At 71.9% G+C, this 14,676-nt stretch carries 14 protein-coding genes; 10 read left to right on the top strand and 4 right to left on the bottom strand.

Annotated elements, in window-relative coordinates:
- Positions 1-266: 266 nt before the first annotated feature.
- Positions 267-1,019, top strand: coding sequence for a YggS family pyridoxal phosphate-dependent enzyme (locus MKK69_RS02790; protein ID WP_243965265.1), 753 nt, complete (start codon positions 267-269; stop codon positions 1,017-1,019).
- A gap of 189 nt (positions 1,020-1,208) precedes the next feature.
- On the opposite strand, the gene MKK69_RS02785 is transcribed toward MKK69_RS02790, so the two are convergent.
- Positions 1,209-1,775: a L,D-transpeptidase gene (locus MKK69_RS02785; RefSeq protein ID WP_243965263.1), complete on the bottom strand. Its 567-nt coding sequence runs from the start codon at positions 1,773-1,775 to the stop codon at positions 1,209-1,211.
- Positions 1,776-2,169: 394 nt separating this feature from the next.
- On the opposite strand from MKK69_RS02785, the gene MKK69_RS02780 reads away from it, so the two are divergent.
- The 9 genes from MKK69_RS02780 to holA all read left to right on the top strand — a co-directional run bounded on the left by MKK69_RS02780 (position 2,170) and on the right by holA (position 11,946).
- Positions 2,170-2,856, top strand: a complete 687-nt coding sequence (locus MKK69_RS02780) for a response regulator transcription factor (RefSeq protein WP_243965259.1) — start codon at positions 2,170-2,172, stop codon at positions 2,854-2,856.
- Positions 2,857-2,921: 65 nt separating this feature from the next.
- Positions 2,922-3,413 (top strand): cyclic nucleotide-binding domain-containing protein, encoded by a 492-nt coding sequence (locus MKK69_RS02775; protein ID WP_243965258.1) that lies wholly within the window; start codon positions 2,922-2,924, stop codon positions 3,411-3,413.
- A gap of 50 nt (positions 3,414-3,463) precedes the next feature.
- Entirely contained in the window at positions 3,464-4,324 is an 861-nt protein-coding gene (gene dapD / locus MKK69_RS02770) for a 2,3,4,5-tetrahydropyridine-2,6-dicarboxylate N-succinyltransferase (RefSeq protein WP_243965275.1), read from the top strand.
- A gap of 88 nt (positions 4,325-4,412) precedes the next feature.
- The gene (locus tag MKK69_RS02765; RefSeq protein WP_243965273.1) at positions 4,413-5,267 is read left to right on the top strand and encodes an alpha/beta fold hydrolase; all 855 of its coding nucleotides are present in this window, start codon (positions 4,413-4,415) and stop codon (positions 5,265-5,267) included.
- Between the two features lie 663 nt (positions 5,268-5,930).
- Positions 5,931-6,776 (top strand): acid phosphatase, encoded by an 846-nt coding sequence (locus MKK69_RS02760; RefSeq protein WP_243965256.1) that lies wholly within the window; start codon positions 5,931-5,933, stop codon positions 6,774-6,776.
- A 131-nt stretch (positions 6,777-6,907) separates the two neighbouring features.
- A complete protein-coding gene (locus MKK69_RS02755) occupies positions 6,908-9,154 on the top strand; it encodes a TonB-dependent siderophore receptor (RefSeq protein WP_243965254.1) in 2,247 nt (748 codons plus the stop codon).
- A gap of 107 nt (positions 9,155-9,261) precedes the next feature.
- A complete protein-coding gene (locus tag MKK69_RS02750; RefSeq protein ID WP_243965252.1) occupies positions 9,262-10,215 on the top strand; it encodes an AEC family transporter in 954 nt (317 codons plus the stop codon).
- Positions 10,216-10,349: 134 nt separating this feature from the next.
- Positions 10,350-10,895, top strand: a complete 546-nt coding sequence (gene lptE / locus MKK69_RS02745) for an LPS assembly lipoprotein LptE (protein WP_243965251.1) — start codon at positions 10,350-10,352, stop codon at positions 10,893-10,895.
- A gap of 7 nt (positions 10,896-10,902) precedes the next feature.
- Positions 10,903-11,946, top strand: a complete 1,044-nt coding sequence (holA, locus tag MKK69_RS02740) for a DNA polymerase III subunit delta (RefSeq protein ID WP_243965249.1) — start codon at positions 10,903-10,905, stop codon at positions 11,944-11,946.
- A 94-nt stretch (positions 11,947-12,040) separates the two neighbouring features.
- Here the strand turns inward: holA and MKK69_RS02735 are convergent, their stop codons facing one another.
- The 3 genes from MKK69_RS02735 to rsmG form a co-directional block, all read right to left on the bottom strand.
- A complete protein-coding gene (locus MKK69_RS02735) occupies positions 12,041-12,934 on the bottom strand; it encodes a ParB/RepB/Spo0J family partition protein (RefSeq protein WP_243965272.1) in 894 nt (297 codons plus the stop codon).
- Between the two features lie 90 nt (positions 12,935-13,024).
- Positions 13,025-13,882: a ParA family protein gene (locus MKK69_RS02730; RefSeq protein WP_243965247.1), complete on the bottom strand. Its 858-nt coding sequence runs from the start codon at positions 13,880-13,882 to the stop codon at positions 13,025-13,027.
- Positions 13,879-14,514, bottom strand: a complete 636-nt coding sequence (gene rsmG, locus MKK69_RS02725) for a 16S rRNA (guanine(527)-N(7))-methyltransferase RsmG (protein WP_243965243.1) — start codon at positions 14,512-14,514, stop codon at positions 13,879-13,881. Before rsmG ends, MKK69_RS02730 begins: the two co-directional genes overlap by 4 nt.
- Positions 14,515-14,676: the final 162 nt, after the last annotated feature.

Raw genomic sequence — 14,676 nt, 5'->3', positions numbered from 1 at the left:
GCGCCAGCACATAGGTCGATGAATAACACGATACACGAGGGCGGCCGTCTCCGGCCTGTTCCAACCCAACCCCCCTCATCCTGAGGTGCCCGCGAAGCGGGCCTCGAAGGAGCCCTCCAGGGATCGCGCGGCTGGCTGGAGGGCTCCTTCGAGGCCTCCGCTACGCTCCGGCACCTCAGGATGAGGGGATGGGTTGGACAGCTGGTCGCGGGAGGGCGCCGCATCGTCATCGTGTCGGCTTCCGGCAGCGTTAGGACAAACCCATCATGGACGACGCGATCACCGCCCCGAACGCCCTGCCCACGGACGGGATGGGTCACCCGACCGCGAAGCTGCCGGTCGGACAGGCCGACGTGGCGGCCGGGCTGACCGAGGTGCGGGCCGCCATCGCCCAGGCGGCCGAGGATTCGGAGCGCGACCCGGCGACGGTGCAGCTGGTCGCCGTCTCCAAGACCGTGCCGGCCGCGGGCATCCTGCCGGCGCTCGAGGCGGGGCAGCGGGTCTTCGGGGAGAATTACGTCCAGGAATCCACCGCGAAATGGCCCGACCTGCGGGCCCGCTACCCGGATGTCGAGCTGCATCTCGTCGGCCCCTTGCAATCCAACAAGGCCCGGGAGGCGGTCGCCCTGTTCGACGTGATCCACGCCCTCGACCGCCCGTCGCTGGCCGCCGCCCTCGCCAAGGAGATCGCCCGGTCCGGCCGCACGCCGAAGCTGCTGATCCAGGTCAATACCGGCGCCGAGCCGCAGAAGGGCGGCGTCCTGCCCGACCAGCTCGCCACCCTGCTGTCCGAATGCCGCGAGACCCACGGGCTGGCCATCCAGGGCCTGATGTGCATCCCCCCGGCGGAGGACCCGCCCTCAGCCCATTTCGCCCTGCTGGCCCGGCTGGCGCAGGCGCACGGCCTGCCGATCCTCTCGATGGGCATGAGCGCGGATTTCCCGGCGGCGATCCAGCTCGGCGCGACCCATGTCCGGGTCGGCACCGCGATCTTCGGCGCGCGGACCCGGAAGACCTGAGGTGCACATGACGATTCCCTTCAAGGCCGTCCGGGACCGCTGGAACGCGGATTCCGCCTATCGCGCGGCGCACGCGGCGATCGGGCTCGAAATGGATCTCGCTTTCGCCAGGGACGAGGCGCGCGCGAAGCGGATCCGGACAGGGGGTGCCCGATCCAGCGCGGCCCCGCGGAGACCTGACGGCCGCGCTCACCCGATCCGCAGATAGGTCCGCGGCCCGAGCCGCCGGAGCAGGCGCAGCAGGTCGGCCCGGGCCAGGGCGACGCAGCCCTCCGTGGGGCGGTAGCCGTCCCGGGCGACGTGCAGGAAGATCGCCGAGCCCCGCCCCTTCCGGATCGGCGCGCGGTTGTAGTCGAGGTCGATCACGACGTCGTAGAGCCCGTCGCCCCGCCACAGCGCCTCGGCGCTCACGTCGGGGGCCGGGAGGCGGATCGGCCGGTTGTAGCGGCGGTCCCGGCGATCGTCGCACCAGCCGTCGTCGGGCCGGGTCGGGCGCAGGGGCAGCGCGGTGCGCGGACGGATGCCGAGATGGTCGGGCCGGTAGGCGCCGCCGCGCAGCCGGAACCGCCCGCGCGGCGAGCCGCCGTCGCCCTCGCGCTTGTCGCTGACGATGCCCCCGGCCCCGAGGGCGCAGGGGATGACCGCCGGCCCGACCAGCAGCTGGCCCCGGCATCGGTCGCCGACCACCGCCCGTACCCGGATCTCCCGGACCGACTGCCGGACACCATCAGCCTGCCCGCTCGGCCGTCGCCCCATCGTCGCCCTCCCCCTTCGCCGCCGACCGGACGGGCCGCCGCGGCGCGATTTATGCCCGATCTCCGCACCCGGTCCGATAAAAATTGCGCACAAGGCAATTTCCGGCCACAAAGGCTGCCCTATCCTTGGCCGGAACCCGGGCAGCCAAGCCGGGATTCGGGGGGGATCGGCCCGGCGCCCGCGCCGTGGCGACGGAGGCCTTCGAATTCCAGCGCGTCCCGCCCCGCAGCAGCCCCCTTCGCCGGGGCGGTCCCCGCTCCGGCGGGGACAATGATGTGGAAACGAAAGCCTCCGCAGAATCGCCGCGCGATCCTGCCAACAACCGCGAGTCATCGCACGCCGCCGCCCGGAAGGATCACCCTCCCCGCCGGCAGCCTGCCCTGGGACCTGGACGATGCCGAATGCCTACCGCCTGCTGATCTGCGACGACGACGCGATCCTGCGCGACACCCTCACCGAGCAGCTCGATCACGACGAGGAATTCTCGGTGCTCACCGAGGCGAACGCCGCCGACGCGATCCGGCGGGTGGCCGCCGAGCGCATCGACCTCGCGGTGATGGATGTCGGCCTGCCCGATCTCGACGGGCGCGAGGCCGTGCGCCGGATGCGGGCCGGGGGGTTCCGCGGGCCGGTGATCATGCTCACCGCCCAGGATTCCGAGGCGGACCACGTCGAGGGCCTGGAGGCCGGCGCCAACGACTACGTCACCAAGCCGTTCAAGTTCGGCATCCTGCTGGCCCGGATCCGCGCGCACCTGCGCAGCCACGAGGCCTCCGAGGACGCGGTGTTCCAGATCGGCCCCTACACGTTCCGGCCCGGCGCCAAGCTGCTGGTCGGCGAGCGCGGCTCGAAGCTCAAGCTCACCGAGAAGGAGACCGCGATCCTGCGCTTCCTCTACCGGGCGGGCCGGGCGGTGGTGAACCGGGACACGCTGCTGGCCGAGGTCTGGGGCTACAACGCCCACGTCACCACCCACACCCTGGAGACGCATATCTACCGGCTGCGCCAGAAGATCGAGCCGAACCCCGCCACCGCCGCGATCCTCGTCACGGAGGGCGGCGGATACAAGTTGCTGCCCTGACGAAAAGAAGTTTTACGTATAGGCGAACCGGTGGGTTCGCGTATGCGCAGGGTGGTGAGGCGTTCTTGGGGCTCGACGACGATATCGCGATCCTCGCGGCCGCGCCGCTGTTCGGCTTCCTCGACCGGGACGCCCTGCGCCTGCTGACCTTCGCGGCCGAGCGGCGGGACCTCGCGGAGGGCGACCTGCTGTTCGACCGCGGCGATCCGGCCGATGGCGGCTTCGTCGTGATGGCCGGGACGATCCGGCTCGAACCCCGGGACGCCAGAACCGAGCCGGTGCGGGCCGGCCGCTCCGCCCTGATCGGACAGCTCGCCCTGTTCGTGCGCGGCACCCGGCCGACCGCGGCCCGGGCCGTGGAGGATGCGGCGGTCATGCGGATCACCCCGACGCTGATGCGCCGGGTGCTGGAGGAATTCCCCGAGGCCGCCCAGGCCGTCCACGACACCCTGGCCGACGACCTCGCCGGCCTGGTGGCCGATCTCGATCACGTGCGCGGGCTTCTCGACGTCATCGACGGCATCTCCTCAGGTGACAGCCCCGGTGGCCGCTTGTAAGCACGGGCCTCCCGCCACGAGAGTTCCGATCCTTCATGTCCCAGGCCGGCATGCCTCCTTCCGATCCCGCCCATTCCGATCTTGCCCGTACCATCGAGGCCGCCTGGGAGGACCGCGCCGGCATCTCGACCGCCACACGGGGTGCCGTGCGCGAGGCGGTGGAGGCGGCCCTGGAGCTGCTCGATTCCGGCAAGGCCCGGGTCGCCGAGAAGAGCGGCAACCACGATTGGGTGGTCAACCAGTGGCTCAAGAAGGCAGTGCTGCTGTCCTTCCGCCTCAACGACATGGCGGCGATCGAGGGCGGCCCCGGCGGCGCGCCCTGGTGGGACAAGGTCGCGTCGAAATTCGCCGGCTGGGGCGAGGCCGAGTTCCGGGCTGCCGGCCTGCGCGCCGTGCCGGGCTGCTTCGTCCGCCGCGGCGCCTACATCGCGCCGGGCGCCGTGCTGATGCCGAGCTTCGTCAATCTCGGCGCCCATGTCGGCGCGGGCACGATGGTCGACACCTGGGTGACGATCGGCTCCTGCGCGCAGGTGGGCAAGAACTGCCACATCTCCGGCGGCGCCGGCATTGCGGGCGTGCTCGAGCCGCTCCAGGCCAACCCGGTGATCATCGAGGACGATTGCTTCATCGGCGCCCGCGCCGAGGTGGCCGAGGGTGTCATCGTCGGCCAGGGCAGCGTCCTGTCGATGGGCGTCTATATCGGCGCCTCCACCAAGATCGTCGACCGCACCACCGGCGAGGTGATGTACGGCCGCGTGCCGCCCTACTCGGTGGTGGTCTCCGGCACGATGCCCGGCAAGGCCCTGCCCGACGGCTCCCCCGGCCCGGGCCTGTACTGCGCGGTGATCGTCAAGCGCGTCGATGCCGGCACCCGGTCCAAGACCGCCATCAACGAGCTGCTGCGCACCTGAAGCGCCGTCTGCTGCGCGCCAGGGCTTTGCCCTGGCAACCCACCAAGGGGCATGGCCCTTTGGGATCCCCGATCGGGTGGACCGCCGGATGGACACGCAGGCGCTGAACCTCACGGTGGCGGGCCGGCCGGTGCCGACCCCGTGTGACCTGATCGGGCAGGGGCCGGAGGCGCTGCTGCTCCCGGCCCTGTCGACCATCTCGGCGCGGGCCGAGATGCAGGCCCTCGCCCGCGCCCTCGGGTCCGACTACCGCTGCCGCATCCCTGACTGGCCGGGCTTCGGCGCCCGGCCGCGGGCGCGGATGCCGCTGGAACCCGCGACCTTCCACGCCTTCCTCGACGCGCTGCTCGACGCCGCCCCCGGCCCCTACGCCCTCGGGGTCGCGGCCGGCCACGCCGCCGGCTATCTGGTCGCGGCGGCGCGGCGCCACCCCAACACCTTCGCCCGGCTGGTGCTGGTGGCGCCGACCTGGCGGGGGCCGCTGCCCACCGCGATGCCGGGCCGCGCCCACTGGTTCCCGCGCATCCGCCGGGCCGTGGAGGCGCCGCTCCTCGGCGAGGCGCTCTACCGCATCAACATCAGCCCGCCGATCATCGGCCGGATGATGCGCGCCCATGTCTACGCCGATGCCGGCCGGGTGACCCCGGCCCTGATCCGCGACAAGCATGCGATCACCCGCCAGCGCAACGGCCGGTTCGGCACCGCCGCCTTCGTCACCGGCGGCCTCGACCCGGTGGCGAGCCGCGCGGCGTTCCTGGACCTGTTCGGCGACGGCCTGCCGCCGACCCTGGTGCTGCGGCCCGGGAATGCCCCGCGCCGCTCGGGGGCCGAGATGGACGCGCTGATCGCCGGCGGCCGGGTGACGGGCGTCCCGATCCCGGGGGCACTCAGTCCGCACGAGGAATTCCCCGCCGCGGTCGCGGCGGCGATCCAGGCAGGTTAGCCGGCGAAGTTATGGTTTCACGAGGTCCGTGACCGTTTGCGGGTGCGGGGCGAGCCTTGCTGCCGCGCGGCGCCGTCCGCTCCGTCAGGGCCAGCCCTTGGGACGCCCGGGTTCAATGCGCCGGGGCGGGGCGCTGCGGGCATCGTGATCACGCCGCGGTGGTCGGGGAAGCGGGCGCGCTGGAGGGGATCCGGCCCGGTGAAGTGCAGCCGCGTCCGGAACGACACCGGGCTGACGCAGAGCAGGTAGCCCCGCTGGGCCCTGTCGTCGGGCACGAGCAGGGCGGTGGCGAAATAGCGGCTCTCGGCCCGGACTCAGAGGGGGATCGGCAGGCCCCAGCGCCGGGCCAGATGCGCCCCGGCATCAGCGCGCCACCACCGTAGGGGGCGAGTTCGACGAATCGCCCGTGCTCGGCGAGGTCGGCACCGAGCGCATGGAGGGCCTCGTGGCGGCGGCCGCGGTCGAGCGGCTGAGCCATGCCCGGTTGGGCGGGACGCGGACACGCGGCGTTCGCGCGGTTGGGCCCCCGGGTTCAACGCCACCGCACCGGCAGGGCGCCCCCTGGACAGCGCGGAGGGCCTGTGCACGGACTGAACCGGCCGGCCGTGCCGTTCGTCTTTGGAGGCGGGGCCCGTCCCTCCGTTCGAAACCGCCACGGATCCGATGCTGCGCACCCTGTCCCTGTCGGCCCTCGCCGTCCTGCTCGCCGCCGCGCCGGTGCGCGCCGAGGATCCGCCCCCCGCCGCGCCGTCCCTCGGGTCCGACACGCTCAAGCCCGGCAGGCCGGCGGTGAAGCCCTATCTGGCGGACACCGCGCTTCCCGACGCCGTCCGGATCCTGCCGCCGCCGCCGGCCCACAACGCCCCCCTCGACATGGCCGACCGGGCGGCCTTCGCCAACACCCGCGCCCTCAAGGGCAGCCCGCGCTGGGAGATCGCCGCCAACGACGTGGCCGAGGGGGCGGCCGCGGTGCTGGAGAACTTCGCCTGCGTGCTCGGCACCCGGATCGACCAGGCCCGGGTGCCGGCGGTGATCACCCTGCTGGAGCGCGCCCGGCTCGACCTCGCCCATGCGACCCGGGGCCCGAAGGTCCATTACCGCCGGCTGCGCCCGTTCGTGGGCAACGAGGCGCCGATCTGCGTCCAGCGGACCCAGGCGCTCGCCGACAGCTTCAGCTACCCGTCCGGCCACGCGACCCAGGGCTGGGCCTACGCGCTGATCCTGGCGTCCCTGGTCCCCGAGAAGGCGACCGCGATCCTGGCGCGGGGCCGGGCCTATGGCGAGAGCCGGGTCGTGTGCGGGGTCCACTGGCTCAGCGACGTGGCGGCCGGGCGCCTCACCGGCACGACGGTCTTCGCCGCGCTGATGGGCGATCCGGGCTTCCGGGCCGATCTCGACAGGGCGTGGGCCGAGCTCCGGGGGGCCCTGTCGGGGGGCGGCTCAGCCCCCGACCAGGCCGTCTGCACCCGGGAGTCCGAGGCCCTGCGGGAGCCGCCGCTGGAGTTCTGAATCTCGAACAATTCCAGGTTTGAACACTTCTAAGTGTGTGATTTGCAACACGTTTTCGGCTTGATCAAGACCCCGTGAACGGACGATCCTGAGGTTGCGCGCCACCGTCGCGATGCATCCGAGGATTCGACATGTCCCCACGTTCCACCCCCCTCGGGCCGCTTCTCGCCGCCGCGGCCCTGTCCGCCGCCGCCGCGCCGCACGCCGCCGCGCAGGGCGCGCGCGTGCAGCTCGACCAGATCTCCGTGGAGGCCGCCGGCCCCGGACCCGCGATCCCGGCCGGTTCCGGCCTGGGGGGCGCCAATGTCAGCGGCGGCGACGGCGGCACGTCGGCCACCAGCGGCGGCGGCGGCGGCCCCTCGGGGATCACCGGCTACGTCGCCCGCGTCAGCCCCACCGCCACCAAGACCAACACGGCGCTGATCGAGGCGCCGCAATCGATCTCCGTGGTCACCCGGGAGCAGCTCAACGACCGCAACGTCCAGAGCCTCAACGAGGCGCTGGCCTACACGCCGGGGGTCTCCAACAACGTGTTCGGCTTCGATCCGCGCTTCGATTCGTTCTACATCCGCGGCTTCGACGAGACCTACACGGGGGTGTTCCGCGACGGTCTGCGTCAATCCAGCGTCGGCTTCTCGGCCCCCCGGATCGAGCCCTACGGGGCCGAAGCGGTCACCATCCTGCGGGGGCCGGCCTCGGGCCTCTACGGGCTCGGCTCGCCGGGCGGCATCGTCGACGTCACGTCGAAACGGCCGGTCTTCGTGCCCTTCGGCGAGGTCTGGTTCCAGGGCGGCAATTTCGATCGCTATCAGGGTAATTTCGATCTCGGCAGCCCGGTCGAAGGGTCCGATGGCACCCTGGCCTACCGGCTGACCGGCGCCTTCCGCGACGCCAACACGTTCCTGCCGAGCGGCACGGACAACCGCTTCACGATCGCCCCGGCCGTGACCTGGAAGCCCTCGGCCGACACGACGTTCACGCTGCTCACGGAGTACCAGCGCTCGAAGACCCCCGGCGTTTCGACCTTCTACAACGCCCCGGGCTTCGTAGTGACGCGCCTGTACCAGGGCGATGCCAGCTTCAACGCCATCACCCAGGAATCCTATCGGATCGGCTACGCCTTCGAGCACACCTTCACGCCCGACCTGATCTTCCGACAGAATGTCCGCTATCAGAATGTCAACACGACGCTGGCCTACACCCAGATCGACAGCGTCACAGGGCTGTCGGCCCAGCGCGAGAACGGGCTGATCCAGGACCGGCTCGGCTCGGTGGCGCTGGACAATCAGCTCGAAGCCCATCTGGTCACCGGCCCGGTGAGCCACACCCTGATCGGCGGCGTGGATTATCTCCACTACGATTACCGACGCCAGGCCGGTTTCGGGCTGATCCCGGACCTCGACCTCACGGGCGTCACCGACTTCTCGACCTTCCGCGCCCGCACCTTCGTGCCGCGCCCGGCCCTCACCTCCGCGTCGGACCAGACGCAGGACCAGGTCGGCCTCTACATCCAGGAGCAGGCCAAGTTCGACCGCTTCGTCCTGACCCTCACGGGCCGCCAGGACTTCGTGAGCCAATCCACCCGCAGCGGCACGCCGGACAGCCTCGGCGCGGCGCAGAGCCGGAACGATGCGGTGTTCACCGGCCGCGTCGGCCTGAACTACCTGCTGGCGCCGGGCCTCGTGCCCTACGCGAGCTACGCGACCACCTTCACGCCGCAACTCGGCGTCGACATCAACGGCCGCTCGTTCAAGCCCGCCACGGGCGACCAGATCGAGGCCGGCGTCAAATACGCCATCCCCGGCACCGCCATCACCGGCGGGTTCGCGGGCTTCGACATCGTGCAGTCGAGCGTCCTGCAGACCGACCCGACCAACGTCGCCAACACGGTGGCGAGCGGATCAGTAGAATCCAAGGGCTTCGAGGCGGAGCTGACGGCCAACTTCGCGCCGGGCACGAACCTGACCTTCGCCTATACCCACCTCGACCTGCGCTACCTCACCGCGACCTATCCCGGTTCGACGCGATCGATCAGCGGGAACGCGGTCTCGGGTATCCCGGGGGATACCCTGGCGGTCTTCGGGACCTACCAGTTCCCGCCCGCCTCGCCGCTGCGCGGCCTGCAGGTCGGCGGCGGCGTCCGTTTCTCGGGCACCAGCTTCACCGACGACCTCAACACCGTGCGCAACCCGACCGTGACGCAGTTCGACGCGCTGGTGGCCTACGACTTCGCGGCGCTGGATCCGAAGTACAAAGGCGTCCGGGCGCAGATCAACGCGTTCAACATCTTCAACCGGGATTATTCCACCTGCCAGGCCGGCTTCTGCTACCGCGGCGCCCCGGCGACCGTGATCGGCAGCCTGATCTACCGCTGGTAGCGGGCCCCCGGGGTCGGGGGAGCATGGCAGGGCCCCGCCCCCGGCACTGGAGGTCGGCGCGCAATCCGTCCTAAGGCCGGGACCTCCTCGTCCGACCCGAGCCGCCCATGCTCTCGACCCTCCCGGTCGTGCTGCCGATCTTCGCGCTGATCCTCGCGGGCTGGCTGGCCCGGCGGATCGGCGTGCTCGGCGCCGCCGCCACCACGGAACTCAACCGCTTCGTGGTCTTCCTGGCCCTGCCGGCCCTGCTGTTCGACGTCACCGCCCACGCCCATTGGAGCGCCCTCTGGAAGCCCGGCTTCATCGGCGCCTTCGGGTTGAGCAGCCTCGCGGTCTTCGCACTCACCGTCCTGCTCCGGTGCGGCGCCGGGCGCCCCCTGGCCGACGCCGCCGTGGACGGGCTCAATGCCGGCTACGCCAATACCGGCTTCATGGGCTTCCCCCTGGCGCTCGCCGCCTTCGGGCCGGAGGCGCTCGCCCCCACCACGGTGGCGGTGATCCTCACGGTCTGCGCGGTGTTCGCGGTGGCGATCGTGCTGATCGAGACCGGGATCCGGCGGGGGGCGGCGGCGGGCGGGCCGGACGGCCCGCGCGTGCCCGTCTGGCTCGCGGTCGGCCGCTCGCTGGTGCGCAACCCGCTCCTGGTGGCGCCCGCCCTGGGAGCCCTGGTGCCGAGCCTCGGCCTCACCCTGCCGGCGCCCGTGGAGACGTTCCTCAAGCTCCTCGGGGGCGCGGCCTCGCCCTGCGCCCTGGTGGCGCTCGGCCTGTTCCTGGCGCAGACGCGCCGGCGCCGGGAGGCTCAGGGGCGGATCGCCGCGCTGCTGGTCGGGCTGAAGCTCGCCGCCCATCCCCTGCTCGCCTACGGGCTCGGCCGCTACGTGTTCGCCCTGCCGCCGCTCCTGCTCCACCTCGCCGTGCTGATGGCCGCGCTGCCCACCGGCACCGGCCCGTTCATGCTGGCGGAGTTCTACCGGCGCGAGGCCGATCTCACCGCCACGGTGGTCCTGGTCTCCACCGTGCTGGCGGTGCTGACGGTCTCGGGCTACCTGGCGACACTCTGAGAAACCGGGCGACCATGCTCCCGCCGCAGACACCATGTTAACCGGAAATCGGAACACGCGGCCTCACGCGTCGTGGCGCCGCACGCCATGTCCGCGCTAGAACAGGTCGGTGAAGCGGGGCGGAACGACGGCTGATGGTGGGTTCGGGCGTATCGGTTGTGGGGCGGATCGCACGCCTCGCCTGCGTGGGCGGTCTGGGCTTGAGCCTGTCGGCCTGTTTCCGTCCGCTCTACGGGCCGACCGCCTCCGGCGTTCCGGTCCAGGCGCTGCTGGCCTCCGTGCAGGTCGACGACGTGGCGATGGCCCAGGGTCAGGAACGGCTCGGGCATTACCTGCGCAGCGAATTGGTCTTCGACCTCGACGGGTCGGGCCAGCCGGCGACCAAGACCTACCGGCTGAAGCTCTCGGGCTCCGAGATCGTGCAGACCCCGATCGTGTCCTCGACCACGGGCCGGGCCGAGGCGGGCACGCTGGTGGCCAACATCAAGTACAGCCTGGAGGACATGGCGGGCACCAAGGTCTACAGCGAGGGGGTCGCCACCTCGACCGCGACCTACGACCGCTCGGTCCAGCGCTTCGCCAGCCAGCGGGCGGCGCGGGACGCCGAGATCCGGCTCGCCAGCGTGCTCTCCGACCAGATCAAGGGCCGCCTCGCCGCCGTCCTCTCGACCAAGCCGTGAGCCGGCCTTGACGGCCGTCAAGGCGGGCGAGATCGAGGGGCTGATCCGGCGCGGGCCCGATCCGCGCATCCCGGTGATCCTGGTCTATGGCCCCGATACCGGACTCGTGACCGAGCGGGCCCGCAAGCTCGCCGAGGATTTCGTCGCAGACCCGGCCGATCCCTTCGCCCTGGTGCGGATCGATGGCGACGCCCTGGCGTCCGATCCGGGCCGCCTCTGCGACGAGGCCGGGACGATGGGCCTGTTCGGCGGGCGCCGGTCGATCTGGGTCCGGCCCGGGACGCGCAACTACGCGCCGGCCGTCGAGGCGGTGCTCGGCGCCGCGATCGCCGATGCGCGCATCGTCGTGGAGGGCGGCGACCTCGCCAAGAACAATCCGCTGCGCACCCTGTGCGAGCGCTCGACCCGGGCGCTGGCGATCCCGTGCTACGCGGACGACGAGCGGACGCTCGCCGAGCTGATCGACCGCACCCTCCAGGAGCGGGGCCTGCGGATCGACCGCGCCGCCCGGGAGGTCCTGGCCCGCAGCCTCGGCGGCGACCGCCGGGCGAGCCTGATGGAGATCGAAAAGCTCGCCCTCTACGCGGCCGGGGCGGGGCAGGGGGACACGGTCGTGACGCTGGATCACGTGGAGGCCATCACCAGCGATGTGGCCGCGAGCGTGCTCAACACCCTGATCGACGCCGCTTTCGACGGCCGCCGCGATGCGGTGGAGCGGGAGTACCGGCGCTTCCGGCACGAGGGGCTGGACCCGGGCGTGGTGCTGGGCTCGGCCCTGCGGCACGCCCTGACCCTGCTGACGACCCGCCTGGACAATCCGGAGAAGACGCCGGCCCTGATGGTGGCGACGTGGCGGGGCTTGCATTTCAAGCGCAGGGCGAGCCTGGAGGGGCAGCTCGGCACCTGGGGGCCCGGCACCCTGCGTCAGGCCGTGGCGGCCCTCCAGGCGGCGATCCTCGCCTGTCGGCGGGCCGAGCCGGACCTGGCCCACGCGCTGGCCTCCGCGGCTTTGCTGCGGGTCGCGGAGGCGGGGGCGCGCCGACGGCGGTAAGAGGTCCGGATCCGCGCGTCCCCCTCCCCCCTCTGCGGGGGAGGGAGAGACTCGGAACGGGCTTCCTACTTTCCTTTGGGAACCCCGCCTTCGCTCAGCCGTCCGAGACCTTGAACCGGTTCAGAAGCCCCTGCAGCTCGTCCGGGGTCTCGTAGCGGATCCGGATCTCGCCGGAGGCCTCGTCCTTGGGCCGGTAGGACACCTCGACGCCCAGGGCGCGGCGGATCCGCAATTCCAGGTCGCGGACCGGCGCGGCGCGCTCGGCCGAGAGGCGCGGGCGGCCGGGGCGGGGGGTGTCGGCGGGCTCGGCCTCCGCCGACGCGATCGCCTCCACCTGCCGCACCGACAGGCCCTCGACCACCACCCGGCGGGCCAAGGCCTCCGGATCCTTCACCGGCAGCAGCGCCCGGGCGTGGCCGGCGGTGAGTTCGCCCGCCGACAGCCGGTCCTGCACGGAGGGCGGCAGGTTGAGCAGGCGCAGGGTGTTGGCGAGATGGCTGCGGCTCTTGCCCAGGATCTCGGCCAGGTCCTTCTGGGTGTAGGCGAAATCCTGCATCAGGCGCTCGTAGCCCGTCGCCTCCTCGATCGGGTTGAGGTCGCTGCGTTGGACATTCTCCAGGATGGCGAATTCCAGGGAGGCCCGGTCGTCGATCTCGACCACCACCACCGGCACCTCGTCGAGCCCGGCCCGCTGGGCCGCCCGCCAGCGGCGCTCGCCGGCGACGATCTCGAACGTCCCCGGTACGTCGCCGATCGGGCGGACCACGATCGGCTGGATCAGGCCGCGCTGGGTGATCGAGGTCGCCAGTTCCGCCAGTTCCACCTCGCCAAAGCTGCGCCGCGGGTTGCGCGGGTTCGGCCGCAGGAACTCGATGGCGACCTTGCGCTGTCCCTCGACCTTGGCCGGAGCCGGCCCGGCATCGCCGAAATCGCCGATCAGCGCGGCGAGACCGCGCCCCAGCCGGGGTCTTGCCCCCTCCTCCGCCATGCTTGCCACCCGTGTCACGCTCCACACTCACCCCCCGCTCCGGGGGGCTCACCGGGGACCGCCGAACCGCGTTCGGCGCCCCATTCAGGCTCAGGCCGCCGCGGGCACCCGGCCCTCGCGCTGGATCACCTCGGAGGCCAGGCGCAGATAGGCCTGGCTGCCGGCGCATTTCAGGTCGTACAGCAGGGCCGGCTTGCCGTGCGAGGGCGCCTCGGAGATCCGGACGTTGCGCGGAATCACCGTCTCGTAGACCTTGTCGCCCATGAAGCCGCGGACATCCGCCACCACCTGGGCGGAGAGGTTGTTGCGCGGATCGTACATGGTCAGCACGATCCCCTGGATCGTCAGCTTCGGGTTGAGCGCCCCGCGGACCTGCTCGACGGTGCGCAGGAGCTGGCTCAAGCCCTCCAGGGCGAAGAACTCGCATTGCAGCGGCACCAGCACCGCGTCGGCTGCCGCCAGGGCGTTGATGGTCAGCAGGTTGAGCGAGGGCGGGCAGTCGATCAGCACGTAGCTGATCCGGCTCAGGCTCGGGGCCTGGGTCAGGCTCTTGAGCATGCTGCGCAGCCGGTGCGCCCGGTCGGGCAGGGTGGCCAGCTCCAGCTCCAGCCCGAGGAGATCCATGGTCGAGGGCGCGATCGACAGCCGCGGCACCGCCGTGGGGATCACCGCCTGGGCGAGGGACGCCTCCCCGGCCATGACCTCGTAGGTGGAGACCCGCCGGTTCGCCCGGTCGATCCCCAGCCCCGTGGAGGCGTTGCCCTGCGGATCGAGGTCGATGACCAGAACGTCCTCGCCGATCGCCGCGAGCGCGGTGCCGAGGTTGATCGCCGTCGTGGTCTTGCCGACGCCGCCCTTCTGGTTGGCGAGCGCCAGCACGCGCAGGGGACGACGCACGGACGAGTCCAGGGACCGGTCGGCAGGCTCGCCGAGGAGGGCTTCGCTCATCGATGACTCGGGGCGGCGAGGGCGGTGACGCGCACGATTCGGGCTTCGGAATCGGTCCGGCTCGGCACGAGGTCGTTAACGACTCTCCACTGCGCGGCCGCCTGGGTCAATTCGGCTTGCGCGTCCCTGCCCTTCGGAAACAAGCCGGTGGTGCCCGTTTTCAACAGCGGCTCGGTCCAGGCGAGGAGCTGGGCGAGGGGCGCCAGGGCCCGGGCGCAGACGATCTCGGTCCCCGCATAGTCGCCGATCACCGCCTCGATCCGGGCGTTGCGCACCCGGACCGGGGCACCGGTGAGCCGGGCGGTCTCGGTGAGGAAGGCGCATTTGCGTGCGTTGCTCTCCACCAGATCGACCCGGATGCCCCGCTCCGCCCCGGCGATGGCGAGGATCAGCCCCGGGATCCCCGCTCCGGAGCCGAGGTCGAGCCAGGTCCGGGCCTCCGGCGCCAGATCGAGGAGCTGGAGGGCGTCGTCGACGTGCCGGCTCCAGACCTCCGCCAGGGTGGCCGGGCCGACGAGGTTCTTGATCGGCTGCCAGCGCCGGAGCTGGGCCACGTAGAGGTCGAGGCGCTCGGCTGTTTCACGTGAAACATTCGCGGCCGCGAGGACACGCGCGCGGTCGGGGTCGGTCATGGGCGGGTTGAGACCTTGGCCATGCCGACTATCGTCCCGGGCGATCCCATCCTCGACCTCATCCTGAGGTGCGGCGAAGCCGCCTCGAAGGAGGGCTCCAGGGATCGCAGTGGTTTCTGGAGGGCTCCTTCGAGGCCTCCGCTCCGCTCCGGCACCTCAGGA

It is taken from the genome of Methylobacterium sp. J-026 (assembly GCF_022829585.1).
Taxonomy (GTDB): domain Bacteria; phylum Pseudomonadota; class Alphaproteobacteria; order Rhizobiales; family Beijerinckiaceae; genus Methylobacterium.
The sequence above is the reverse complement of the archived record's forward strand: the minus strand, read 5'-3'. Positions and strand labels throughout refer to the sequence as shown.

Coding starts and splice junctions, on each gene's coding strand:
- MKK69_RS02755 (WP_243965254.1), top strand. CDS start 6,908: ATGTCCCCACGTTCCACCCCCCTCGGGCCGCTTCTCGCCGCCGCGGCC.
- MKK69_RS02790 (WP_243965265.1), top strand. CDS start 267: ATGGACGACGCGATCACCGCCCCGAACGCCCTGCCCACGGACGGGATG.
- MKK69_RS02780 (WP_243965259.1), top strand. CDS start 2,170: ATGCCGAATGCCTACCGCCTGCTGATCTGCGACGACGACGCGATCCTG.
- MKK69_RS02735 (WP_243965272.1), bottom strand. CDS start 12,934: ATGGCGGAGGAGGGGGCAAGACCCCGGCTGGGGCGCGGTCTCGCCGCG.
- rsmG (WP_243965243.1), bottom strand. CDS start 14,514: ATGACCGACCCCGACCGCGCGCGTGTCCTCGCGGCCGCGAATGTTTCA.
- MKK69_RS02785 (WP_243965263.1), bottom strand. CDS start 1,775: ATGGGGCGACGGCCGAGCGGGCAGGCTGATGGTGTCCGGCAGTCGGTC.
- lptE (WP_243965251.1), top strand. CDS start 10,350: ATGGTGGGTTCGGGCGTATCGGTTGTGGGGCGGATCGCACGCCTCGCC.
- MKK69_RS02765 (WP_243965273.1), top strand. CDS start 4,413: ATGGACACGCAGGCGCTGAACCTCACGGTGGCGGGCCGGCCGGTGCCG.
- dapD (WP_243965275.1), top strand. CDS start 3,464: ATGCCTCCTTCCGATCCCGCCCATTCCGATCTTGCCCGTACCATCGAG.
- MKK69_RS02730 (WP_243965247.1), bottom strand. CDS start 13,882: ATGAGCGAAGCCCTCCTCGGCGAGCCTGCCGACCGGTCCCTGGACTCG.
- MKK69_RS02760 (WP_243965256.1), top strand. CDS start 5,931: ATGCTGCGCACCCTGTCCCTGTCGGCCCTCGCCGTCCTGCTCGCCGCC.
- MKK69_RS02750 (WP_243965252.1), top strand. CDS start 9,262: ATGCTCTCGACCCTCCCGGTCGTGCTGCCGATCTTCGCGCTGATCCTC.